General features: G+C 65.1%; 21 protein-coding genes. 14 read left to right on the forward strand and 7 right to left on the reverse strand.

The window, feature by feature from the left end; translation table 11 throughout:
- Positions 1 to 26 precede the first annotated feature (26 nt).
- From W911_RS11570 to W911_RS11580, 3 genes are all read left to right on the forward strand, one after another.
- A complete protein-coding gene (locus W911_RS11570; RefSeq protein ID WP_023787727.1) occupies positions 27 to 407 on the forward strand; it encodes a hypothetical protein in 381 nt (126 codons plus the stop codon).
- Positions 408 to 676: 269 nt separating this feature from the next.
- Positions 677 to 2,143, forward strand: a complete 1,467-nt coding sequence (locus W911_RS11575; protein WP_023787728.1) for a YcjX family GTP-binding protein — start codon at positions 677 to 679, stop codon at positions 2,141 to 2,143.
- Entirely contained in the window at positions 2,140 to 3,129 is a 990-nt protein-coding gene (locus W911_RS11580; protein WP_023787729.1) for a YcjF family protein, read from the forward strand. The genes W911_RS11575 and W911_RS11580 overlap by 4 nt, the downstream gene beginning before the upstream one ends.
- Positions 3,130 to 3,192: 63 nt before the next feature.
- On the opposite strand, the gene mdoH is transcribed toward W911_RS11580, so the two are convergent.
- On the reverse strand, positions 3,193 to 5,235 hold the full coding sequence (gene mdoH, locus W911_RS11585; RefSeq protein WP_244438509.1) for a glucans biosynthesis glucosyltransferase MdoH: 2,043 nt from the start codon (positions 5,233 to 5,235) through the stop codon (positions 3,193 to 3,195).
- A complete protein-coding gene (locus W911_RS11590) occupies positions 5,232 to 6,824 on the reverse strand; it encodes an OpgD/OpgG family glucan biosynthesis protein (RefSeq protein WP_023787731.1) in 1,593 nt (530 codons plus the stop codon). Before W911_RS11590 ends, mdoH begins: the two co-directional genes overlap by 4 nt.
- A 786-nt stretch (positions 6,825 to 7,610) precedes the next feature.
- Between W911_RS11590 and W911_RS11595 the strand changes: the two genes are divergently transcribed.
- Entirely contained in the window at positions 7,611 to 8,858 is a 1,248-nt protein-coding gene (locus W911_RS11595) for a porin (RefSeq protein ID WP_023787732.1), read from the forward strand.
- A 186-nt stretch (positions 8,859 to 9,044) separates the two neighbouring features.
- Here W911_RS11595 and W911_RS11600 read toward each other — a convergent pair whose 3' ends face one another.
- From W911_RS11600 to W911_RS11610, 3 genes are all read right to left on the reverse strand, one after another.
- Positions 9,045 to 9,536 (reverse strand): Lrp/AsnC family transcriptional regulator, encoded by a 492-nt coding sequence (locus tag W911_RS11600; protein ID WP_041318540.1) that lies wholly within the window; start codon positions 9,534 to 9,536, stop codon positions 9,045 to 9,047.
- 90 nt (positions 9,537 to 9,626) lie between these two features.
- A complete protein-coding gene (locus W911_RS11605) occupies positions 9,627 to 10,262 on the reverse strand; it encodes a uracil-DNA glycosylase family protein (RefSeq protein WP_023787734.1) in 636 nt (211 codons plus the stop codon).
- 23 nt (positions 10,263 to 10,285) lie between these two features.
- Positions 10,286 to 11,029: an MBL fold metallo-hydrolase gene (locus W911_RS11610; protein ID WP_023787735.1), complete on the reverse strand. Its 744-nt coding sequence runs from the start codon at positions 11,027 to 11,029 to the stop codon at positions 10,286 to 10,288.
- A gap of 249 nt (positions 11,030 to 11,278) precedes the next feature.
- On the opposite strand from W911_RS11610, the gene W911_RS11615 reads away from it, so the two are divergent.
- The 6 genes from W911_RS11615 to W911_RS11640 all read left to right on the forward strand — a co-directional run bounded on the left by W911_RS11615 (position 11,279) and on the right by W911_RS11640 (position 17,030).
- A complete protein-coding gene (locus W911_RS11615) occupies positions 11,279 to 12,883 on the forward strand; it encodes a sensor histidine kinase (RefSeq protein WP_023787736.1) in 1,605 nt (534 codons plus the stop codon).
- 159 nt (positions 12,884 to 13,042) lie between these two features.
- A complete protein-coding gene (locus W911_RS11620) occupies positions 13,043 to 13,216 on the forward strand; it encodes a DUF1289 domain-containing protein (RefSeq protein WP_023787737.1) in 174 nt (57 codons plus the stop codon).
- 3 nt (positions 13,217 to 13,219) lie between these two features.
- Positions 13,220 to 13,933, forward strand: a complete 714-nt coding sequence (locus W911_RS11625) for a retropepsin-like aspartic protease family protein (RefSeq protein ID WP_023787738.1) — start codon at positions 13,220 to 13,222, stop codon at positions 13,931 to 13,933.
- Positions 13,934 to 14,015: 82 nt separating this feature from the next.
- Complete coding sequence (locus W911_RS11630; protein ID WP_023787739.1) at positions 14,016 to 14,588, forward strand: retropepsin-like aspartic protease family protein; 573 nt, start codon at positions 14,016 to 14,018, stop codon at positions 14,586 to 14,588.
- A gap of 204 nt (positions 14,589 to 14,792) precedes the next feature.
- Positions 14,793 to 16,292, forward strand: coding sequence for a phosphomannomutase/phosphoglucomutase (locus tag W911_RS11635; RefSeq protein ID WP_023787740.1), 1,500 nt, complete (start codon positions 14,793 to 14,795; stop codon positions 16,290 to 16,292).
- A gap of 126 nt (positions 16,293 to 16,418) precedes the next feature.
- Positions 16,419 to 17,030 (forward strand): hypothetical protein, encoded by a 612-nt coding sequence (locus W911_RS11640; RefSeq protein WP_023787741.1) that lies wholly within the window; start codon positions 16,419 to 16,421, stop codon positions 17,028 to 17,030.
- 12 nt (positions 17,031 to 17,042) lie between these two features.
- On the opposite strand, the gene W911_RS11645 is transcribed toward W911_RS11640, so the two are convergent.
- Both W911_RS11645 and dusA read right to left on the reverse strand, forming a co-directional pair.
- Complete coding sequence (locus tag W911_RS11645) at positions 17,043 to 17,870, reverse strand: sulfite exporter TauE/SafE family protein (protein ID WP_023787742.1); 828 nt, start codon at positions 17,868 to 17,870, stop codon at positions 17,043 to 17,045.
- Between the two features lie 15 nt (positions 17,871 to 17,885).
- Positions 17,886 to 18,908, reverse strand: coding sequence for a tRNA dihydrouridine(20/20a) synthase DusA (gene dusA, locus W911_RS11650; protein ID WP_425277569.1), 1,023 nt, complete (start codon positions 18,906 to 18,908; stop codon positions 17,886 to 17,888).
- A gap of 181 nt (positions 18,909 to 19,089) precedes the next feature.
- On the opposite strand from dusA, the gene W911_RS11655 reads away from it, so the two are divergent.
- The 4 genes from W911_RS11655 to W911_RS11670 all read left to right on the forward strand — a co-directional run bounded on the left by W911_RS11655 (position 19,090) and on the right by W911_RS11670 (position 22,317).
- Positions 19,090 to 20,166 (forward strand): tyrosine-type recombinase/integrase, encoded by a 1,077-nt coding sequence (locus W911_RS11655; protein WP_023787744.1) that lies wholly within the window; start codon positions 19,090 to 19,092, stop codon positions 20,164 to 20,166.
- A gap of 189 nt (positions 20,167 to 20,355) precedes the next feature.
- Positions 20,356 to 20,982: a ParA family partition ATPase gene (gene parA / locus W911_RS11660; protein WP_023787745.1), complete on the forward strand. Its 627-nt coding sequence runs from the start codon at positions 20,356 to 20,358 to the stop codon at positions 20,980 to 20,982.
- 37 nt (positions 20,983 to 21,019) lie between these two features.
- The gene (locus W911_RS11665; protein ID WP_023787746.1) at positions 21,020 to 21,295 is read left to right on the forward strand and encodes a ribbon-helix-helix domain-containing protein; all 276 of its coding nucleotides are present in this window, start codon (positions 21,020 to 21,022) and stop codon (positions 21,293 to 21,295) included.
- Positions 21,292 to 22,317, forward strand: a complete 1,026-nt coding sequence (locus W911_RS11670; protein ID WP_023787747.1) for a replication protein RepA — start codon at positions 21,292 to 21,294, stop codon at positions 22,315 to 22,317. Before W911_RS11665 ends, W911_RS11670 begins: the two co-directional genes overlap by 4 nt.
- Positions 22,318 to 22,349 lie beyond the last annotated feature (32 nt).

The raw sequence follows: 22,349 nt of genomic DNA on the forward strand, positions 1-22,349 counted from the left end.
GGGCGGCCCTTATCTGCGTGATTGCCATGAGCCTTTTTCAAAAGATCGCCGCGGCCATCGGATTAGGCGGCGCGCCCGCCAACAAGCCCAAGCGGCGCCAACCGCCCCGGACTAACAACAATCGCGCGCTTACCCGCAAGCGCCAGCGCCTTCTCGACGGATTTATTGTGTCCAAGGGCATGCTGACGCCCCGCGCCTGCACGCTGCGCGATGTCACCGCCCTTGGAGCGTGCGTCGAAATCTGGGACGGCAGCGTCAAGCCTGCGCTTCTGAGAAACCGCCTCACGCTCTACATCCCGAGCGATGGCAAAGAGGTCGACTGCGACGTCATGTGGAAGCGTGACAATGCGATCGGGCTCAAGTTCGCGTCCCCCTTCCGTACGCCGCGGCGGAGCTACGCCGCGTAGCCGGCACACCTTCAGCTCCCGTTCACACGCCGCCTCGTAGAACCTCCGGCTAATGTCGCCGCACATGCACGCGGCCGGACACACCCGCTGGAGTGAGCATGGCCGAATTTCTGAGAAACGCCACCATCGTGATGATGGGGCTCGTCGTGATCGGCGCAGGCGTCGTCGTGGTGTTCCACGGCTGAGACGGCACGCAGGGCAAGAACAAGCAGAACGGACTCTCCAAGCTTGCGGCACGGCAGCGCCGAGCCTACGTAGGGAAGCACCTCATGAGGTTTCCCTTGGACGTCCGCGACCTTTCCCTGACCGTCACCGACACCTGGACTCGCACCGGCGACCGGATCGCGGATTACCTGACGCCTTCGCTGCGTCTCGGCGTGACCGGCCTCGCCCGATCCGGGAAGACGGTGTTCATCACCACCTTGATCCGCAATCTCACCCAAGGCGGACGGCTGCCGTTCTTCGCGCCCTATGCCGACGGCCGCCTCATGTCGGCAAATCTCGAACCGCAGCCCGACGACGAAATCCCCCGCTTCGATTACGAAGCCCACATCGCCGCGCTGAGTGCCGCCCCGCCCGACTGGCCTGAAAGCACGCGCCGCATTTCCGAGGTTCGCGTCGCGCTCGCCTTCACGCCGGAGCATTGGCTGAGACGCTCGCTCGGCATCCGCCGCCTGAACCTCGACATCGTCGACTATCCCGGCGAATGGCTGCTCGATCTCGCCATGCTGAACCAAAACTACGCCGACTGGTCGCGCGAAGCGCTCGAACGCGCGCGCCTTCCTTCCCGTGAGACGACCGCCCGCGATTGGCTCACGTACTTGGCGACACTCGATCCCGATGCATCGGAAGACGAAAAGACGGCGCTCACCGGCGCGCAGCTCTTCACCCGCTATCTGACGGATGCGCGCCGCGACGCCGCCGTCGCCACCCTCGGTCCCGGGCGCTTTCTCATGCCGGGAGACCTCGAAGGCTCGCCGCTTCTCACCTTCTTTCCGCTCGACGTACCCCACGATGCAACGCCACGCCGCGGCAGCCTCCACGCGATGATGGCGCGCCGCTACGACAGCTACGTCGCCCACGTCGTCCGGCCCTTCTTCCGCGACCACTTCAGCCGCCTCGACCGGCAGATCGTGCTCGTCGACGTGCTGGGCGCGCTCGCGGGCGGCCCGGAGGGCGTGGCCGAACTCGAAAGCGCACTGGCCTCCGTGCTCGGCGCCTTTCGCCCCGGCGTCGCGAGCTGGCTCGCGAGCCTCGTCGGCGCGCGGCGCATCGACCGGCTGTTGTTCGCCGCCACCAAAGCCGATCACATCCATCACACGAGCCACGACCGGCTCGAAGCGATCCTGCGCCTCCTCACGCAGCGCGCGGCTGCACGCGCGGGCGAAGCGGGCGCCGAAACGCGCGTCATGGCGCTTGCCGCTTTGCGTGCCACGCGCGAAGCCCAGATCCGCGACGGCGGCAACGCGCTGCCGTGTATCGTCGGCGTGCCGCTCCCCGGAGAGACCGTCTCCGGCGAGCGCTTCGATGGCCAGCGCGAGGTCGCAATCTTTCCCGGCGACCTGCCGGAAGACCCGGCCGCCGTGCTCTCCGGAAAATCCATGCTCGACACGGCGTTCCCGCGTTTCCGCCCGCCGCGCCTTCTGCCGACGCAAGCGTCCGGCGAAATGCCGTCGCCTCCCCACATTCGCCTCGACCGCGCGCTGGACTTCCTGATCGGAGATTGGCTGCCATGACCGAGACCCGGCGTCCGCGCGTCTTTGCGCCCGACGATCCCAAGCTCGTCGCGGACGCACCCGAGGCCGCGCCGCCTGACGAGATCGCACCACCCGACGCCGCGGTGGGAACGGCCGCCGGGCGGGAGCCCGGCACCAGCGTCGGCGGGCTCTTCCTCTCCGCCGTGGCCGCGCTCGCGGGCCTCGCCATCATGGTCAGTTTCGCAAACTTCGTCTCGGCCGCGCTCGCGCGTGAAGACTGGATCGGCTGGATCGCGACCGCGCTCCTTGCCGTCATCCTCGCGACGGGCCTCGTCATGGCGGGGCGCGAGTTGATCGGCCTCGTGCGCCTTGGCCGCCTGACACGTCTCAGGCGCGACGCGGAAACAGCGCTCGCAACGCAGGACCGCGCAGGGGAGCGGGAGGCCGTTGCCGCCCTCGCCTCGGCCTTCCGCGGCCGGCGCGACCTGGCGTGGAACCTCGCGCGCCTCCGCGATCATGCAGGCGACGTGCGCGATCCCGGCGATCTCCTGCGCCTCGCCGACCGGGAATTGCTCGCCCCGCTCGATGCCGTCGCACGCCGCCTCGTCGTCAAGTCCGCCAAGCGCGTCTCCGTCGTCACGGCCATGAGCCCGATGGTTTGGGTGGGCATGCTGTTCGTCACGGTCGAGAACCTGCGCCTGCTCAAAAGCCTCGCCACACTCTATGGCGGGCGCCCTGGCGGGCTCGGCGCGTTCCGCCTGGCGCGCATGGTGATCGCGCACATCGTGGCGACCGGCGGCCTCGCGCTTACCGACGATCTCGTCGGCCAATTCCTCGGCCAGGATCTCCTGCGCCGTCTCTCGCGCCGCCTCGGCGAAGGCGTCTTCAACGGCGCGCTGACCGCCCGCATCGGCACGGCCGCCATCGAGGTGACGCGCCCGCTGCCGTTCCTCGATGCCGAACCCGTGCGCGTCCGCGATCTCCTGCCGGAGTTGCTGCGCCGTCCAGGACAAGCGGCCACGTAGCGCGCATAAAAAAAGCGGCCGGATCAATCCCGGCCGCCTTCTGAATTCGCGTTTGCGCTTAGGCTACTCCCGCGCCGGGCTCGCTGCGAAGGCGGCCCTGCGCTGCCAACGCCCGGCGCGGTTCTGCTTCACCGCCGGAACGGGCGGTAGCGCGATCACCGGCTGCGTCAGCTCTCCTTCCCAGGCCTCGGCATGACGGTTCGCACGCACGACCGTCGGCGCAGGCGAGCGATCTTCCGCCGTGGAGAGCACACTCGAAAACATCGGCCCGGCCCGTTGCGCCGTCATCCAGTTGAGAACCCCGGACAGCATAAGTCCGAGCAGCACGGGTGCGGTCCAGATGAGAAGACCCGGCGACGTCGACCAGCAAATGTAGGCCACGCCGGCACCGACCAGCATGTGAATCGAATGCAGACGAAGCGACTCGACAAGCCCGATCGCGCCGTCGTCGCGCCGCTGTGCTTTCCAGCCGGAGTCGCGCCCGGCGAGGATCTGCAGCACGGACGCCGTCTGCGTCATCATCATGATCGGCGCGAGCAGCATCGAGAACACGGTTTCCGTCGTCACGCCAGCTACGGCGCGCGGAAAACCGCCGCGCTCCCGCGCCATCCGGGCACGCTTGATTTCGAGCACAAGCCCCAGCGCCTTCGGCAGCAACACGACCGCCATCGTCGCCAGGAAGAGCCGCATCGCAGCGCCCGGATCGGTCACCGGCCAGATCGGAAACAGCGTCTTTGCGTCCGTGAAATAGCTCGGCAGCATCTGCTGGCCTTGCAGCGCGAGCACGAGCCCGACCACCAGAACGCCAGCCCAGATCGCCGACACGAGATAGGCGAGCGCGCCCATCGTCAGATGCACCCGGCCCATCGCCGGCACGCCGCGTTTTCCGATCAGCGCCAGATGCTGGAGGTTCCCCTGCGACCAGCGCCGGTCGCGTACGATGAGATCGGTGAGCCCCGGCGGCATGCTCTCGAACGATCCTTCGATCGAGGGCGCCATGTGCACGCCCCAACCCGAGCGCGCGAGCAGCATCGCCTCGACGAAGTCGTGGCTCATAATATGGCCGCCAAACGGCGCCGCACCGGGAAGAGCCGGAAGCCCCGCCGAGCCCGCGAACGCACGCGTCCGGATGATGGCGTTGTGGCCCCAGTAGTTGCCCTGGTCGCGTCCCCAGAAAGCAAGTCCCGCAGCAGCGGCGGGGCCATAGATGTTGGCCGCAAACTGCATCAGCTTCTGCAAGCGCGTGTGACCGCCGATGAGGCGGGGAACGGTCTGGATCAAACCGGCCGACGGGTCGGCCTCCATCGCGCGGGCGAGCCGCACGAGGGCCACGCCCGACATCACGCTGTCGCCATCGAAAATAACGAACGTCTCATAAGCGCCGCCGAAGCGCTCGACCCAGTCCTTGATGTTGCCGGCCTTGCGGCCGGTGTTCTCGATCCGCCGGCGGTAATAGACGTTCACCCGCCCGGAGAGGCGCGCGGCAAGCTGCGCATACGCCGCCTCTTCGCGCATCCCCTCTTCCGCGCCGCGGGTATCGGAGAGGAGAAACACGTCGAAATGCGTCGCCTTGCCGAGCGAAGAAAGCTCCTCGGCGACGGCGGAGATCGTGCCCGCGATGCGGGCGGGGTCCTCGTGGTAAACAGGGAAAAGAAGCGCCGTCCGCCGTTCGAGCGGACCGTCCGCATCAGGAATATGGATCGTGTCCGCCTTCTCGCCGGCGAACAGCGGCAGGAAACCCAGCGCCGTCGACAGCGTGCCGACCGAAATCCATGCGAATGTCATGGTCGAGAGCACGAGGAAGATCAACTGAAGCGGCGTCATCTGCGCCGACGAAAGCACGCCGTAGAGTTCGTGCGCGAACGCGGCCGTCATCAGGCCGGCACCGAGAAACACCGCGGTGCGCGGAATGGAGGGACCGCGGCGGCGCGGCCACCGGCGGGCGACCTGGGCGGAGAAGTCCTGCTCCGGCATCTCGACGGGAGTGCCTTCCGGCAGAAGAGCCGGATCGCTCGCATCGAGATGAGCGAGCGGGAGCGGCCGGGCCACGCGAGCGTCGCTAGCCGCCGAACGTCCGTTATCGCGCACGAGTTCGTCAGCGATCATGCTCTTGTCCATCGATAGAGCCAACTTTCGGAGATCAGCTGCTCCGCCACCCTGAGGCCTAAACGCAACTCGATAAGGTCTGTTCCCGCGGTATTGAGCTCGAACCTCACCCTGAGACCCTGCGCCTCCGGCAACCGTTGCACGACGAGATTCGATGTCGCACCCGGGCTGGCCGCAAGGTCGGCCGTGGGCAACTCGGCAAGATCGCCGAGCGACGGCCCGGCGAAATCGACGACGAACTGAACGGTATTGGCGCCCCGCCCCGCGCCGACCCTCGTCTGCGAAACCCACGCTCCCGACCATACGGCCGGAATGTTGTCGCCCCATGTCACGCGGTAGGCGAATTTGTGGCCGGTGCCGGGTTCGAGCGTTTGCGCCGGCTTCCAGTAGGCGACGATGTTGTCGTGGATCTCCTCGACGACGGGGATCTCGATCAACTCGACAAATCCGTCGCCCCAGCCCCCCTGCGGCTCGACCCATGCTGCCGGCCTGCGATCGAAACGCGCATCGACATCCTGGAACGTCGCGAAGGCACGGTTCCGCTGAATGAAGCCGAAGCCCTTGAGGTCCTTGTCGACGAAGGCGCTCGTCTGCAGCATCTTCGGATTGGTCAGCGGCCGCCAGAGCCGCTCGCCATGGCCGTTCACGACCGCGAGCCCCTCGCTGTTGTGCACGGCCGGCCGATAATCCCCCTCGATGCGCCGCTGGGCAGACCCGACATAGTACATGCTCGTGAGCGGCGCGATCCCGACATGCGTGAGCGCGCGGCGGGGATAGAGTGTCGCCTCCACATCGATCACAGTCTCGCGGCCGGGGCGGACGATAAACTTGTAGGCACCCGCGACGCTCTGGCTGTCGAGCAGCGCATGGATCAGGACCTCCCGCGCACCCGGCTGAGGCCGTTCGATCCAGAAGGCGCGAAACAGGGGAAACTCCTCGCCGCCGGGCCGGGCCGTATCGACGGCAAGCCCGCGCGCCGAAAGCCCGTAGCGCTGCCCCTGCCCGACCGCCTTGAAATAGCTCGCGCCTTGGAACGAGACGAATTCATCGAGCGCGTCGGCTCTGTTCAGAAGCCCCGAGATGCGAAAACCCGAAAACCCGAAGGGCGCGGCGTCCGGCGCCTTCTCGATGGAAGGACCGAAGGAAAAGCTCGCGCCGTCTGCGATGAGGCTTTGCGTCTCGCCCCCGCTCACCACCCAGATTTCGACCGGCGCGTCGTAGATCCAGCCGAGCGGCAGAGGACGCACCTCGTAGCCGAGGCCCTCCCCCCGCCATACGGTCGCTTCCGGCCTGAGCTGGATATCCCGATACTGTTCGGGCGTCAGAGCGTTGAAGGGCTCCGTCACGTCGGCCTTCGGCTTCACGAAATCTCCGGCCGCCAGCTTTTCCGCCAGCTTGCGCACGTGATCCTCCGCGAAAGATTCCACCGGCGCAGCCGCTTCCGCCGGCGCCGCGGGCGCGTCGCCGCCCGCATACGCGGCCATGCCGAGGCTATCCGCCGCGAGCGTCGCGACGGCTGCCCATGCGCCCGCTCCGATCAGCACGCCACGCCGATCGGGGCTCGCGCCCCTGCCAGGATCATCAGTCATGAATTGTCACGTTTCGGAAAGTCCCCAACCGGCGAGACACCCCATCCGGACGAACGCTCGGCCATCGGCCAATCCGCACGATCGGATGATCCCCACGTTGCACGCCAGCGAGTGAAGTCAAGGAATCAGTATTTCCCGTGTTGCTCTAAGCTCGTAGCCGTCGAATGTGGCAACATTTACCCAGGCGTCTGGTTCCGCGCGGCGCTCCGAGAAACTTTGTGCGGGCGTCGCATCGGCGAAGACGGCGCCAGCCTCCTCTCCATGTGTGCGCCCATATAATGGGTGGCATCGCTGGGCTTGCCGTTCCATCGCGCTCGCTCTTGAAGAGCGTTAACGATCCTCCATCGTCTTGCGCGCAGCCATGGCAATGCACAACCTATGCGAGCACATCCCTGCAACATCGCTTCCGGTTCACTGCACGGCAGCACACCCGGATCGGCGGGAAATTCTCCCGAACGGAGCAGCATGTGGAAAACTCAGGGCGAGGAGTCGTGCGCAACTGAACGGTGTCAACGATCGATATTCGTCAAACTTCTTCACAAAACTGATGCAATATCAGCGCATTGGCGCCCCAACGCCACACGTGGCAATCACGCCACATCGCTAGGCGATTCCTCTGGATAGGGCATCTTCGCCGTTTCCCGGCCGCGAGAGTTCTGCGTAGTATCTCGGCCAAGCGGTGATTCGGCACGTCGTGCTGCCGCTGGTCGAAGAGTTTAATGTGCGCGTGGCGTAGAGCAATAGCGTCAAGCGCCCGTTTCGAAGTTAGTAGACGGGAGAAGGTAAATGAAAAAGACAAGCCTATGCGCCCTGGCGGCGGCCGGCCTCCTCGCTGGAGGTCTCTCCGTTACCAGTGCGTCCGCAGCTGACCTCGGGGGGAACTGCTGCGCCGACCTTGAGGAGCGTATCGCTGAACTCGAGGCGACCACGGCTCGCAAGGGCAATCGCAAGGTTTCGCTCACGGTTTCCGGCTGGGTCGGCCAGCAGATCACGTTCTGGGACGATGGTTTCGAGACCAACCAGTACGTCGGCGACCTTGGGCAGACGCTCGCTTCGCACGTGAAGTTCACCGGCCAGGCCACGATCGCGCCGGGCTGGACCGCAGGTTACGTGCTGCACATCGAAGCGTTCAACCAGAACAGCCTCGGTCAGACGCAGGACTACGGCAACTGGTCGGGCTTCGACGCTCTCCAGAGCTACTGGTTCATCCGCTCCGAGAACCTCGGCAAGCTGAGCGTCGGCCGTCAGTCGCAGGCGTCTGACAACACCGCAATCCTCGTCGACGGCTCGGGCTCGCTCGTTCCCGCCAACTGGGTGGCGTTCGATGTCGCCTCGTTCAACATGCGTGAAGCGACCACAGGCGCCAACTATCGCACCTGGGGCTCGGTCGGTGGCTGCACCGGCGGCGGCGCCTGGGGCGACTGTAACGGCATGACGCAGAACGTCGTCCGTTACGACACGCCGACGTTCGGTGGCTTCTCGGCCAGCGCTTCGTGGGGCGAGGACGACATGTGGGACGTCGCTCTCCGCTATGCGGGTGAGTTCGGCGGCTTCAAGTTCGCTGCAGCGGCTGCCTACAACGAAATCACTGGCGGCGGCTTCCCGAACTGGTGGAACCAGCCCGGCTTCGACGCGCCGAAGACTGAGTACTTCCAGGCTGGCGCCTACCTCCAGCACGTGCCCACCGGCCTGTTCGTTTACGGCGCCTACGGCAACAACGACCTCGACTTCGGCGGTGGCGTCGGCTTTGAATCCGACACCTACTACGTCAAGGCGGGTCTCCGTCAGCGCTGGACTCCGCTCGGCCACACGGTGCTCTACGGTGAGTACCTGAACGTCGACGAGAGCGCGGGCGGCTTCAGCGGCGATATGGATGTGTGGGGCCTCGGCCTCGTGCAGGAGATCGACAACGCTGCCATGTCTCTGTGGGTCAGCTACCGTCATCTCTCTTATGATGACAGCGACCTCGCCACGCTGGGTACGAGCGTCGAAGACTTCCAGTACATCAAGGCAGGCGCTCTCATTAACTTCTAATTCGAAGTCGAGAGACCGAACCAAACAGGAAGCCGCCCCTCGGGGCGGCTTCTTTGTTTTTGAAAAGCCGTGGGCAAAGGACAGGAGGAACGAGCGCGGCCCGCGCGCGCCTCACGTATTCCATTCGTCATGCTTGCGTAGGGAGGCCCGTGCCCAGCCACATCCGGTCGTTGGCTGCGTCACAGCCTAACTGCCGCGGCGCTTCTCGGACGCGGGGCGGGCGAATGTCAGCGGTAGCGCAGTGGTGTGCTTGATCTCCTCCATCGCGAACGCGGACGAGACCTTTGCGATTTCGACCTCGGTGATCAGCTTCTTGTAGAAGACGTCGTAAGCCGCGATGTCCGGCACTGCGACGCGCAGGAGGTAATCGACATCTCCCGACATGCGGTAGAACTCGACCACCTCGGGAAACTCGGCCACCGCAGCGTGAAAGCGTTCCAGCCACGCCAGACTGTGCTTATCGGTCTTGATCGATATGAAGACGGTGACGCCCGCGTTCACCTTCTGGGGATCGAGAACGGCGACGCGGCGCTTGATGACGCCGAGTTCTTCCAGCTTCTGGATGCGCCGCCAGCAGGGCGTGGTCGAAAGGCCCACCTCCTTGCCGATTTCGGCCACGGGCCGCGTGCAATCCTGCTGCAGGATCGCAAGTATCTTGACGTCCATTTCGTCGAGCATGTGGACCGCCATCGTAGAATGAAATTTCTCAATTTAGGGATGGCGCAAGAAAAGTTTGTTCTCGCGATCCGGTCAAGCGGTAATTTGCGATTACTTTTCACCGTTCGGCCGGATGAGGCGCGCGACCTCGCGCTTGAGATCCGGCAGCAGCTCGGCCTCGAACCAGGGGTTGCGTGCGAGCCAGGCATTGTTGCGCCACGACGGATGCGGCAGCGGGAAATAGCGCGGCGATCCGCCGGGGCGGGCAAGAAAGCTCCGCCAATCGCGCACGGTCTCGCCGAGACTCGCAGCCGGCCGCTCCGCCAGATGCCAGCGCTGTGCGTAGCTGCCGACCAGCAGCACGAGATCGAGTTGTGTCAGCAGGGCGAACAGGCGCGGACGCCACAACGGCGCGCATTCGCTGCGTGGCGGCAAGTCGGCCCCGCGCGCGTCCTGTCCCGGAAAGCAGAAACCCATGGGAACGATGGCGATGCGGCGCGTGTCGTAGAACTCCTCCTCCGTGACTCCCATCCAGGACCGGAGCCGCTGGCCTGACGGATCGGTGAACGGAACACCCGAAGCATGGACGCGCGTGCCCGGTGCCTGGCCGACGATGGCGAGGCGCGCGGTGCGGCTGACGCGAAGGACGGGACGCGGCTCGTGGCGCAACGGCGCGCCCTTCGGCGCCTCCAAGCAGTGCCGGCATCGGCGGATGTCGCGCGTGAGCCGGTCAAGCGCACTCGTCACGTGAGGTTTCTCTCCTTCCCGGATCAGATGTCGCGGCGGAGGCCATCTTCCGCAATGGCCACGATGGGATGGATCATGCGCTCGCGGTTTGCCAGCGCTTCGGGACCGAGATGGGTCAGCAGAACCGACCTCGCACCGAGCTTTCCGAGATTGGGTTCGATTGTCCGCCAGTTGAGATGATAGCGGGCCTCCATCTCGAATCCGAAGCATTCGCAGATGAAGAGATCGGCGCCGTTCGCGGTGGGAAGCAAGGTCTCGACCCATTCGGTATCGCCCGAGAAGGCGAGAACCTTGCCGTCGACCTCGAAGCGGAGCGCGTAGGAGGTGGCGCCGGACGGATGGCTCACGACGAACGGCGTCACGCGGACGCCCCGCTCGTCCAGCGGCACGAAATCTCTATAGGTTCGGAAGGCGAGGTCGAAGCGCCGCGGGTTGGCGGTGGCGCCCGGGAACAGCGCCTCGGCCGCCGCCTCGAAGCGCTCCTTTATGCCCTCCGGGCCGACGACGGTGAGCGGGACCGTGCGCTTTGCGACGTGGAGTGCGTGGATCAGCCACCAGACGAGCCCCGAGAAGTGGTCGCCGTGGAGGTGCGAGATGAAGATCGTCGAGATGCCGTTCGGATCGATCCCTTCGCGCTCAAGCCCGATGAGAGAGGTCGCGCCGCAATCGATCAGGAACTCGCCGCCGCTCCACGCCACATGGAAGCAGGTCTGAAGCCGCCCTCCGGACCCGAAGGCGTCGCTCGATCCGATTACGGTTAACTTCATGCCCGCTCCGCCTCGCCTTGCTTGCTCCATCTTAACCCCAAAGCCTGCCATATCGGCGCGTCGCTTCCTGTTCCCCGGGGAACAGCGCCGTTCGCGCGCGATCCGGGGATAAAGGGATCGTTAGCGAATTCTGTAGACAGTGACGATGGGCAGATCCACGACCTATACCCGCCCACGGCCCGCGACAAGATCCCGGTTTGGAAGGCTCGAAGCGGAAAAGGGCCGTCGTGAAAGCTGCGCGGCGGACGCATGGACAACGACACACGATCGCAAATTCTCGCCGAGCTCAGGAGCCGTCACGCCGCGCGCAAGCGCGCCGACGAAGACGTCAAGGCTGCGCGCGACCGGCTGACGCGCGGCGGCGACATCAAACCCGAGTTCGAGTTCGAGCTGATGGGCCTGTTTGCCCGCAACGAGCTCTCGGCGGCGGTGACGATCTGGGCGCTCGCGGCGATCTTCGCGCTCGCCTCCATGTTCTGGGCGCCGTGGTTCGAAGGCTCGCTCTGGCTCACGCTGGTCATCGCGTCCAAAGTGATCCTGCTGGAGCTTTGCCGCCGCTTCGTCGCGCACGCGCGCCACGATAGCGACCTCAAGCTCTGGCGCCGCAGGTTCATTCTGGCCGAACTCTTTTGCGGCGTGGTCTGGGCGGGCTTCGCGCTGGTGGGCATGGGCGCGGGCGGCAGCGAGCCGTTTTCCTCGCACGTGTTCATCTTCGCCTCCCTCATCGTGCTGCTCGCCGTGCGCATGACGTTCACGTCGCCCATGATGAGCCTGCTCTACGTCGGCACCATCCCCATGACGATCGCCGTTTCGACGCGTCTCATCATGATGGGCGAGCCTTTCTATTACGCCCTCGCCGCGATGGCGGTGGGCGTGCATATCTATTTCGTCTTCCTCGCGAAGGGCATCCGGCAGACGACGCTGCAAATGCTGGCGTTCCGCGCGGAAAAGGACATGCTGATCGCAGAGCTGCACGAGGAAAAGCTCGTCTCCGACGAAGCGCGCCGCCGTGCGGAAGCCGGCAGCAAGGCAAAATCCCGCTTCCTTGCCACCATGAGCCATGAACTGCGGACACCGCTCAATGCGATCATGGGCTTCTCGGAAGTGATGAAGGACGAGATGTTCGGCCAGCACTCGGCGCCGGTTTATCGCGAGTATGCGAACGACATCTACGACAGCGGCCGCCACCTGCTGCAACTCATCAACGAGATCCTGGATCTCTCGCGCATCGAGGCGGGGCGCTACGAACTCGTGGAGGAGCGCGCGCACCTCGGGGACATTGCGCAGGACTGCCAGCGCCTCCTCACGCTCCGGGCCGACAGCAAGGGGCTCGAAGTCTCGATGGAGATCGATTCCGATCTGCCGCAGGTGTGGGTGGACGTGCGCGCCATGCGCCAGATCTGTCTCAACCTGCTTTCGAACGCCATCAAGTTCACGCCTAAGGGCGGGCGCGTCTCGCTCGCGGTGGGTCAGGCCGCCGACGGCGGGCAGATCCTCATCATCCGCGACACGGGGCCCGGCATCCCGGCGGACGAGATCCCGAAAGTCTTGCAGGCGTTCGGACAGGGCTCTCTCGCCCACGAGACGGCAGAAGGCGGAACGGGGCTTGGATTGCCGATCGTCAAGAGCCTGATCGAGCTTCACGGCGGTACGTTCGACCTCTCGTCCGAGTTGCGCAAGGGCACGGAGGTTCGCGTCTTCCTGCCGCCGAAGCGCGTGCTCGCCACGGTGGCGCCGTTGCAGCCGCTCGGCGCGGAGCGTCATCGCCAGCCCACGCCGCCGCCGACGCGCAAGCCGCGCCTCAAGGTCACGCCGCGGCCGCCCTCCCCGCTGCGGCCCACGCGGGTGGCCTGACGCACTCCAAAATCGCGGGATCGGTCGGGCGGCATCCTGCGTGGCCGATGCGGGCCTTGCGCGCACGTGCCTTGGAGGGGATTGAGGCCACGGGCGGGACTGCCTAGATTAGGCGGAACGTCCGCTTCATCGACAACCCGCCCACGGCTAAGGGAACGCATGGACTCTCCCTGCATCAAGCGTTGTGCCATCGACCCTCGCGACGGTCTCTGCGAGGGCTGCCGCCGCTCGCGCCACGAGATCGCGCTCTGGTCGTCCTACTCGGACGCGGAACGCCGCGCGATCATGCTGGCGCTCAAGACGCGCCCCAAGCTCGCCCAAGCGAGCTCTTAGGTCATGCTGGCCGTTCTGCTCGCCATCCTCGCCGCGCTGGTCGTGGTCTTCTGGAGCCTCAGCGGCGATTCCGGCAGCCTGCTCGCCGAAGCGGGCGACCGCTGGCCGTATGCGCTCGCCATGCTCGCGCTCGTCGGGCTCTATCTCGCATTCCTCTCAGGCGACTATCGCGGCCGCGCACGCGAGGCGCTGCGTCATGCCGGCGCCTGGCTCGGGCTCGCGCTGCTCCTGATCGTTGGGTACAGCTATCGGGAGGACCTGCGCGCCGTCGCCTACCGCGTCGCCGGCGAAGTGCTGCCACCTGGGCATTCGATCCTCGTCAGCACGTCGCCTTCGGGCGAACTGGCCGTGCGCATCCGCCGGCAGGAGAACGGTCATTTCGTGGCGCGCGGCACGGCCAACGGCGTGGCGCTGTCGATGCTCGTCGATACGGGTGCGTCAACGGTCGTTCTCAAACCTGCAGACGCGGAGCGGATCGGGATCGACGTTCAGAACCTCTCCTTTACGACGCCGGTATCGACCGCGAACGGCACGGCCTATGCCGCGCCGGTGCGGCTGCGCACGATCTCGGTCGGGCCGCTCGAAGTCCGGGACGTGGACGCTCTCGTCTCGCAGCCCGGCGCGTTGAACGAGAACCTCCTCGGTATGAGTTTCTTAAAGCGTTTGCGCTCGTATGAGTTTTCCGGCGACTTCCTGACGCTCCGGGGCACGTCCTGACCCTTGGAAGCTTCGCGTCGCCGGGAGGCATGCCCACAGCGCCGTGAACAGCGCGGCACCTGCGACGGAGAGCGTTCCACCCATGGCACTTTCGTCCGGCGCACGATCGCTTCTGAGCGAGCTTGCAAGCTGGGGCGCCGCGGCCGGCATTCTGGTCGTGGGCGTGCTCTACTATGACACCCTGCGCACCGCCCTGTCGGATGCAATCGGACTTGGGTCAGAGCCTGTCGTCGCCGAGGCGGTTGCGACGCGCGAACCGGCGGGCGAGCCAAACACGCTTCGCAGCGGCACCGAAGAACTCAAAGCCAGCCGCGATGGCCATTATTACGCCCGCGCCGAAATCAATGGCCGGCCGCTCGACGTGCTTGTCGATACCGGCGCATCCATGGTTGCATTGACCTATGAAGATGCCGAACGGCTCGGCCTCAACCTCAGGCCGTCCGATTTCACGGCGCGCGTGCAGACGGCGAACGGCACGGCGGCAGTGGCGCCGGTGGAACTCGACCGGGTGAGCATCGGGCGGATCACGGTGCGGAACGTGCGCGGCGTCGTCTCAGAGCGCGGCCGGCTTGGCAAGACCCTGCTCGGTATGAGCTTTCTGGGCGAGCTTCGGCGCGTGGATATCAGCCAGGGCCGGCTGCTTCTGGTCGAATAGACCGCGCGTGCGGGCCACCGAACCTTTTGACCCTTTCAGGCATTTAAGCCCGGCGTGGCGCTGGCAAACCGGCCCGCACATGGTGCATAACCGCCACCGCCCGCCGGGGGTTCTTCTGTCCGCCCGGCTTTCTGCCGCAATTTCAGCGTTCCCACATGCCGGTCCGCCGCAGCCCGGTGCGGTCGCGTTTATGAAGGTCATCCGATGTTTCCCAAGCCTCGTGCCGATCTCGTCCCCAACACCGCCGACTTCGAGCGGCTGCCGCTCGTGAAGCCCACAGGCTTTCGCGAATACGATGCACGGTGGCTGTTCCCTAACGAGATCAACCTGATGGGGCTCAATGCCGTGGGGCTCGGCATGGCGCGCGTGTTCGACGAGTACGGCGTCGCGAAGCGCATCGTCGTGGGACATGACTACCGCTGGTATTCCGCATCCGTGAAGCAGGCGCTGATGACGGGCTTGCTGGCCGGAGGATTCGAGGTGTTCGACATCGGGCTTGCGCTCTCGCCGATGGCCTACTTCGCGCAGTTCGAACTCGACGTCGAAGGCGTCGCGATGGTGACCGCCTCCCACAACGACAATGGCTGGACCGGCATCAAGATGGGGCTTGCGCGCCCGCTGACGTTCGGACCCGACGAAATGGGACGCCTCAAGGAGATCGTGCTTTCGGGCGACTTCGCGCCATCTGATGGCGGGCGCTACCACTTCCTGCCGGACCTCGCCGAGCGCTACATGAAGGATCTCGCGGACCGCCCTCGGCTCAAGCGTCCGCTCAAGGTCGTCGCCGCGTGCGGAAACGGCACGGCGGGCGCGTTCGCGCCGAAGGTTCTCGAAGCGGTCGGGTGCGAGGTCGTGCCGCTCGACGCCGAACTCGACCACAGCTTCCCGCGCTACAATCCAAACCCCGAAGACATGAAGATGCTGCACGCCATCGCGGAAGCGGTCGTGGCGAACGGGGCGGACGTGGGCTTCGGCTTCGACGGCGACGGCGACCGTTGCGGCGTGGTGGACAACGAAGGGCACGAGATTTTCGCCGATACTGTCGGTGTGATGCTGGCGCGCGACATCGCAGCCATTCACAAGAACCCGGTGTTCGTTGCCGACGTCAAGTCGACCGGTCTTTTCGCGACCGACCCGGTGCTTCAGGAGGCCGGCGCAAAAACGCTCTACTGGAAGACCGGGCATTCCTACATGAAGCGCTACACGTTCGAGCAGAAGGCGCTCGTGGGCTTCGAGAAGAGCGGTCACTTCTTCTTCCAACCGCCGCTGGGGCGCGGCTACGACGACGGCCTCGTGGCTGCGCTCGCGGTCTGCGACATGCTGGAACGCGCGGAGGGGAAGACAATCGCGGATCTGCGCCGCGCGCTGCCCAAAACCTACCAGTCGCCCACCATGTCGCCCCACTGCGACGACGAGAAGAAGTACGGCGTTGTCGAGCGCGTGGTCGCGGACTACGAAGCGCTGGCGAAGAACGGCGGCACAGTCGCCGGGCAGAAGATCCGCGACCTGGTGACCGTGAACGGCGTGCGCGTGACGCTCGAAGACGGGACGTGGGGTCTCGTTCGCGCCTCTTCCAACAAGCCGGAACTCGTGATCGTGGTCGAGAGCCCCGTGTCGGAAGAGAACAAGATCGCGATGTTCCGCGATATCGAGGCCCGTCTCGCGGCGTTCCCCGAGGTCGGAGACTACAATCAGAAAATCTGAGCGCGGGCATTAAGGGCGTCTTCACCAGCCCAAAGCTTCGCACGGCGGGCGCGCCCGTCCGTTAATCGGATCGAGGTGCGCGCGGGCGCACGCTTGCGCCTCCATGACCGCATGCAGGAGCCCCGGATGGCCTTGGCAAAACAATCCGCGAACTCGGGTACGTTCGGCCGGCGCGGCGTCGATGCGTCACCGCGCGTCCGTCCTGCTTCCGTGCGCAAACCGACCGTCTCTGGCCGCCCCGAGGCCCGCACTGCGGAAGCCGCAGCACAGGCGGCAGATGCCATCGCGCGTGATGTCGGCACCGCGGCCTCCCGTGGAAAGGCTTATGCCTATGCCTGCCTCTCGGGCGCGACGACGTTTCTCGCCGTGCTGTTCATTCTGAGCGGGGTGGAAAGCCGTTTCTTCCAGTCCGGACCGATGCTGTTCCTGCTCGCCATCCCTGTGCTGCCAACGCTCGCGCTCGCGCTCTACATTCCAACGGTCGTGCTTTCGGATCTCGCGCGATTGCTCTCCATTCCACGCGGGTGGTCCGATATCGGGATCGGATTCGTGCTCGGGCTGGGTGTCGGCATCGCATACGCCGTCACCGCCGCGGATGCCAAATCGCTCGCGACCGCCGTCGCGATCACGGCAGGCGGCATCGTCGGCGGCTGGGCCTTCTGGCGCGCGCAGGGCTATCCGGGATTGTCGCGCGCGGGGAGAGACGCGGCCGAGATCGCCTACCACAAAATCAAATAGCTGCGCGGCGCATTACATCATCGACACGAGAAGCCGCGTCGCAACGAGCGCAAGAAACGCGGCGAACGCCAGCTCCAGCGCGCGACGCGAAATGCCGTGCGCGACGCGGACGCCGATCGGGGCTGCCAGCACGCTCATCGGAATGATGATCGCGGCGCCAATGAGGCTCACGAAGCCGAGCGACATGGCGGGAAGCTCGGGATTGCCCCAGCCGGCCCACACGTACCCGATCAGCCCCGGCACCGCGATGATGGGACCGAAGCCGCTCGACGTGGCGACCGCTTTGAGGATCGACCAGCCGCAGAGCGTGAACAGTGCCACCAGGAACATGCCGCCGCCGATGCTCATGAGCGTCGACACCAGGCCAATGGAAAACGCGGCGATGCGAATGGGCACATTGTTTGGAACGTCGCTCGCGATCCTCCAATCCTCGCGGCCCAGCGCCATCTTGATTGCCAAGATATAGCCGCACACGACCCAAACCCACTTGAGCGCTGAGCCGGAGACCACCGACACGAGCGCGATGCCGACCAGCACGCCCGCGATCACGAACGGCGCGAGGCGGCGGAGCACGTCCATATCGACGGCGCCCTTGCTGCGATGTGCGCGGAAGGACGAGATCGCGGTCGGCACGATGACGGCGAACGACGTGCCCAACACGAGATGCATCCGAATGCTTTCGGGGACGTCGAGAAACGTGAACGTTTCGAAGAGCACCGGCACCAACACGCCACCGCCGCCGATGCCGAGCAGACCGGCGAGGAAGCCCGTCGCGAGGCCGCCGACAAGCAGCGCCAGCACGAGCCAGAGAAGGTCGCCGTTGGCGAGCGCGAGTTCCATGGTTGAGCCCCCGCGCTACTCTGCCGCGAACGCAGCAGTCTCTACCGCTTCGTCTGCGTCACGCGGCCGGCCCTCGGCAATTGCGATCGCATCGAGCAGCACGTCGATCCCTGGCCCCTCACCGACACCGTTTTCGGAAAGGTAGCGGCGGAATACGCGCGCGCGCGGCTGGCCGTGATAGAGGCCCAGAATATGACGCGTCACGGAATTGAGACGTCCTCCCCGGGCGATGTGCTCGCGGACGTAGGGAACGAGGCGTGTCAACACGTCGCCGCGCGCAGGTGGGGGCGCATCGGCGCCGAAGAGCACATGGTCGACGTCGGCAAGCAGGTAAGGCGTCTGATAGGCCGCGCGGCCGACCATCACGCCGTCCACGTGTTCGAGGTGGCTGGTTGCTTCGTCGAGGCTCTCGATCCCGCCGTTGATCACGATAGTGAGGTCGGGGCGCGCAGCCTTCAGGCGATAGACACGTGCATAATCGAGCGGCGGAATTTCGCGGTTCTCTTTCGGCGAGAGACCGTCCAGCCACGCCTTGCGCGCGTGCACGATGAAGAGGCGGCAGCCCGCATCCGACACGGCCTCGATGAACCGCGTGAGATCCGCTTCGCTGTCCTGGTCGTCGATGCCGATGCGGCACTTCACCGTGACCGGAGTGGAGACGCGCGACGCCATCGCCGCGACGCATGCGGCGACGCGCGCGGGCTCCGCCATCAGCGCGGCGCCGAAGCAGCCTTCCTGCACGCGCGGCGACGGGCAGCCGACGTTGAGATTGATCTCGTCGTATCCCTCGGCTTCGCCGATGCTCGCGGCGTGGGCGAGCTTTTCCGGATCGGAGCCGCCGAGTTGTAGAGCGATTGGATGCTCCTCCGGGCCGAAGCCGAGCAAGCGCGCGCGGTCGCCGTGGATGACAGCTTCGGCCGTGACCATCTCCGTATAGAGCCTCGCGTTCCGGGACAGGAGACGGTGGAAGTGCCGGCAATGCCGGTCCGTCCAATCCATCATGGGCGCCACGCAGAACCTATGCGATTGAGATTGCACGCATTTTCCTATATAGTTCAAAAGCATGAAACGTGAACGTGCTCACGCTTGTTCGCAGATGTTCTCGCCTGCCATCAGGTGTTTTTAGCCTCCACGCTCACGGAATTGCTCACGTGAGCACGGCGTGAGCACGAACGGCGCGCATCGCGGATGCATCCAATAAGGAATTGGACACACAGCCATGGCAAGCATCGTCAAGCTACCCTCCGGCAACTGGCGGGCACAACTGCGCCATCGCCAGAAATCGATCTCGAAGACCTTTAAGCTCAAATCCCAGGCCCTGCGATGGGCCACAGAGCAGCAGGACTGCATCGAGCGCGGGCAAACGCCCACCGCCCGTGACTCCATTAAAACGGACACCGTGGGCGAGTTCATCAAGCTGCACCTCGACGACATGGCAGAGGTCGGCAAAGCTGCCCAGCGCAGCAAGGAATGCGCCCTACTCCGGCTTCAAGACGACCGCGACGTTGGCAAGGTGAAGGTTGCCAACTTCACGCGCGAACGGGTGATCGAGTTCGGCCGCCGCCGCGCCAAAGAAGGTGCCGGGCCGTCCACGCTCTCCGGCGACTTGAGTTTTATCGGCACCGTTTTCGAACACGCCTCCTCAATCTACGGACACAAGGTGCCCATGGAAGATCTGCGGCTCGGCCGTGGTGCGCTGGTGCGGTTGGGCTTGGTCGGGAAGTCCGTTGAGCGCGAGCGCCGCCCCACCGCCGATGAACTCAACCGCCTGCTTGCCTTCTTCCGCTTCCGGCCGCGCTTGGTCATTCCCATGGAGCGCATCGTCAAGTTTGCGGTCGCCACCGCCATGCGGCAGGATGAAATCACCCGCATCCTCTATGAAGACTTCAACCGCGACGAGCGCACGGTGCTCATCCGCCAACGCAAACACCCGCGCGACAAGGCATCCAACAACCAAGTCGTGCCGCTTATCTCCGATGCAGGCTTTGACCCGGTGACGCTTATTGACGAGCAGATGCAGTGGGTGTCACCGAAGGGTGCCATCTTCCCCTATTGTGCGCGCTCCATCGGCGCGGCCTTCCGGCGGGCCTGCATCGAGTTGCAGATTGACGACCTGCACTTCCATGACCTGCGCCACGAAGGCATCAGCCGCCTGTTCGAAGCGGATTGGGATATTCCGGCGGTGGCCTCCGTGTCCGGCCACCGCGACTGGAAGATGCTGCAACGCTACACGCACCTTCGCCCAAGCTACGTTGCAAGCCGGGCAAGGCGTGGCAACCGCGTTTCCGCTTCGTAATTCAAGAATGCGGGACCGGGCCTCCATCCCAACAGCCCAAATAGACAGCAGCCATCGTTGCCTTGGGCGTTCTGCCTCGCGCACGTTCGGCCGCTAGCTCCTTAAATCACTCACGTGAGTGCTCTCGGAAAGGGCACGTGCGTGGTGCGATGACTTCACCGCACGTTGCGGCTGTGTCAGCGTGAAGGGGTGAAGACAATTGCACTCCTCTCCCAGAAAGGCGGCTCCGGTAAGACCACGCTTTCCCTCAACTTGGCCATCGCGGCCGCCCGCGCCAATCTTTCCACGGTCGTCATCGACCTCGATCCGCAGCAGAGTGCGTCACGATGGGCACGCCTCCGCAAGGACGGCAATCCCGTCATCGTCAGCGGCCACGCACCGAACCTCGCCACGCTTCTTGCCCAAGCGCGCGACGGCGACGCTGCGCTTGCATTCATTGACACCGCGCCGAAGTCGGAAAGCGCCTCTCTCATCGCTGCCAAGGCGGCCGACCTGCTGATCATCCCGTGCCAGCCATCCAGTCTTGACCTCGATGCGGTGGCGGACACCGTGAACATTGCCAAGCTGGCGGCGCGTCCGGCCGTCTTCGTCTTGAACGGCTGCAAGGCCGGAAGCTCCCTCACCGAAATGGCTGCCGAGGCACTGGCGGATTACGGCCTGCCGGTTCTGCCGGTGCGCATCGGTAGCCGTGTCGCCTTCATCAAATCGCTGACCGAAGGGAAAGGTGTCGTCGAGTTCGAGCCGTCCGGCCGTTCCGCGCAGGAAATCCGTCAACTCTTCACGCTGACACGCAAGCACGCAGACATGAGGGGGTGAAGGAGTGAAGACACGAAGCAATGAGGAGGTGAAGACAATGAGCCACAACAAACTGCGGGAAGCGATGATGGGGGTTCAGGGAAGAACCGAGGCCACCCAGCCTGCCGCCCCACAACCCGCAGCGGCTGCGACGCGCGCAAAACCGCAGGTGGCCACGCGGGTAGGCCGCCGCGCGGTCACGGTTTGGATCAGCGCCGAAGCCTTTCGCCAACTTCACCTGATTGGCTTGGATAAGGAATGCTCCGTTCAGGATATGGGCGTTGAAGCTTTCAATGACTTCTTCCGCAAGCACGACAAGAGCGCGGTTGCATGACGTTCGACGTTGAAATCCGCGATGCCGATCTTGTCGCCGAGCTGGACATGGCGCGCGAAACGCCGGGCTTCGAGTTTAAGAGGATGGAACTTTCGCAAAAGCAGGCAAGCCGCGACAAGCTAGCCAGCCTTTCCCGTGATGCGCGCCGCCGTGAACTTGTCCGCCGCAAACTCGAAGACACCCCAACCGACGCCGACGACCTGCGGCACATTCATTCCGTACTGGCCATGTGCGGCTTGCCCTATAGCCGCCAGCCCCTGTCCGTCCGCGAATATGAGCGCAAGCAAGGCCGCATGTCGCTCGTCGTGGAAGCGGGCAAGTTGCGTAATCCAGAAACCGGCAACCGCATAGAGCAACCGCTGCCTTTCGGCCCTAAAGCTCGCTTGCTCTTGATGCACCTGTGCTCGGAAGCTATCCGACAACAAGGCCCAACCATTGAAGTTGCGGATAGCCTCACCGGGTTCATCCGCGACATGGGCTTTCCGGTCACCGGCGGCAAGAAGGGTACGCTGCAAGCATTCAAGGAACAGATCAACGCGCTGGCCGCCTGCAAGCTCAGCGTCGGCATGTGGGACGGTCGCCATGCTGTCGAATACCAAGGCATGCCGTTCTCGCGCATCGACGTGTGGCTCCCCACCAGCCCCGACCAGATGATGCTGTGGCCGTCCACGCTCACGTTCAGCATGGATTTCTACACGACGCTGGCCAAGCACGCGCTGCCGATCCGCGCAGAAGCCGTGCGCGCGTTCGCAGGCTCGGCCCGCAAGCTGGATATGTATTTCTGGTTCAACTACCGGCTCCACCGCCTGAGGCAGCCGTTGCCGATCTCATGGAACGCGCTTGCCGAACAGTTCGGAGGCGACTACGGCCGCCAACGCGATTTTAAGCGTGGTTTCGCCGACGACCTGAAGGACGTCTTGGATGTGTTCCCAAAACTGCCTGTAAAGCTCACTGAGGCGGGCATGACAGTGTCACCGGCTGGCCCCGACGCCCTCTATCTGCCTCCGCTGCGCAAACGATAGTGCCCGCCTACGCAGAATTGGTCGCGCCCTGT

The sequence above is a fragment of the Hyphomicrobium nitrativorans NL23 genome (assembly GCF_000503895.1).
In the GTDB taxonomy this organism is placed as follows: domain Bacteria; phylum Pseudomonadota; class Alphaproteobacteria; order Rhizobiales; family Hyphomicrobiaceae; genus Hyphomicrobium_C; species Hyphomicrobium_C nitrativorans.

Coding starts and splice junctions, on each gene's coding strand:
- W911_RS11580 (WP_023787729.1), top strand. CDS start 2,140: ATGACCGAGACCCGGCGTCCGCGCGTCTTTGCGCCCGACGATCCCAAG.
- mdoH (WP_244438509.1), bottom strand. CDS start 5,235: ATGATCGCTGACGAACTCGTGCGCGATAACGGACGTTCGGCGGCTAGC.
- W911_RS11655 (WP_023787744.1), top strand. CDS start 19,090: ATGGCAAGCATCGTCAAGCTACCCTCCGGCAACTGGCGGGCACAACTG.
- W911_RS11600 (WP_041318540.1), bottom strand. CDS start 9,536: ATGCTCGACGAAATGGACGTCAAGATACTTGCGATCCTGCAGCAGGAT.
- W911_RS11620 (WP_023787737.1), top strand. CDS start 13,043: ATGGACTCTCCCTGCATCAAGCGTTGTGCCATCGACCCTCGCGACGGT.
- W911_RS11590 (WP_023787731.1), bottom strand. CDS start 6,824: ATGACTGATGATCCTGGCAGGGGCGCGAGCCCCGATCGGCGTGGCGTG.
- W911_RS11610 (WP_023787735.1), bottom strand. CDS start 11,029: ATGAAGTTAACCGTAATCGGATCGAGCGACGCCTTCGGGTCCGGAGGG.
- W911_RS11615 (WP_023787736.1), top strand. CDS start 11,279: ATGGACAACGACACACGATCGCAAATTCTCGCCGAGCTCAGGAGCCGT.
- W911_RS11665 (WP_023787746.1), top strand. CDS start 21,020: ATGAGCCACAACAAACTGCGGGAAGCGATGATGGGGGTTCAGGGAAGA.
- W911_RS11630 (WP_023787739.1), top strand. CDS start 14,016: ATGGCACTTTCGTCCGGCGCACGATCGCTTCTGAGCGAGCTTGCAAGC.
- W911_RS11595 (WP_023787732.1), top strand. CDS start 7,611: ATGAAAAAGACAAGCCTATGCGCCCTGGCGGCGGCCGGCCTCCTCGCT.
- W911_RS11640 (WP_023787741.1), top strand. CDS start 16,419: ATGGCCTTGGCAAAACAATCCGCGAACTCGGGTACGTTCGGCCGGCGC.
- W911_RS11575 (WP_023787728.1), top strand. CDS start 677: ATGAGGTTTCCCTTGGACGTCCGCGACCTTTCCCTGACCGTCACCGAC.
- W911_RS11570 (WP_023787727.1), top strand. CDS start 27: ATGAGCCTTTTTCAAAAGATCGCCGCGGCCATCGGATTAGGCGGCGCG.
- W911_RS11670 (WP_023787747.1), top strand. CDS start 21,292: ATGACGTTCGACGTTGAAATCCGCGATGCCGATCTTGTCGCCGAGCTG.
- W911_RS11635 (WP_023787740.1), top strand. CDS start 14,793: ATGTTTCCCAAGCCTCGTGCCGATCTCGTCCCCAACACCGCCGACTTC.
- W911_RS11645 (WP_023787742.1), bottom strand. CDS start 17,870: ATGGAACTCGCGCTCGCCAACGGCGACCTTCTCTGGCTCGTGCTGGCG.
- W911_RS11625 (WP_023787738.1), top strand. CDS start 13,220: ATGCTGGCCGTTCTGCTCGCCATCCTCGCCGCGCTGGTCGTGGTCTTC.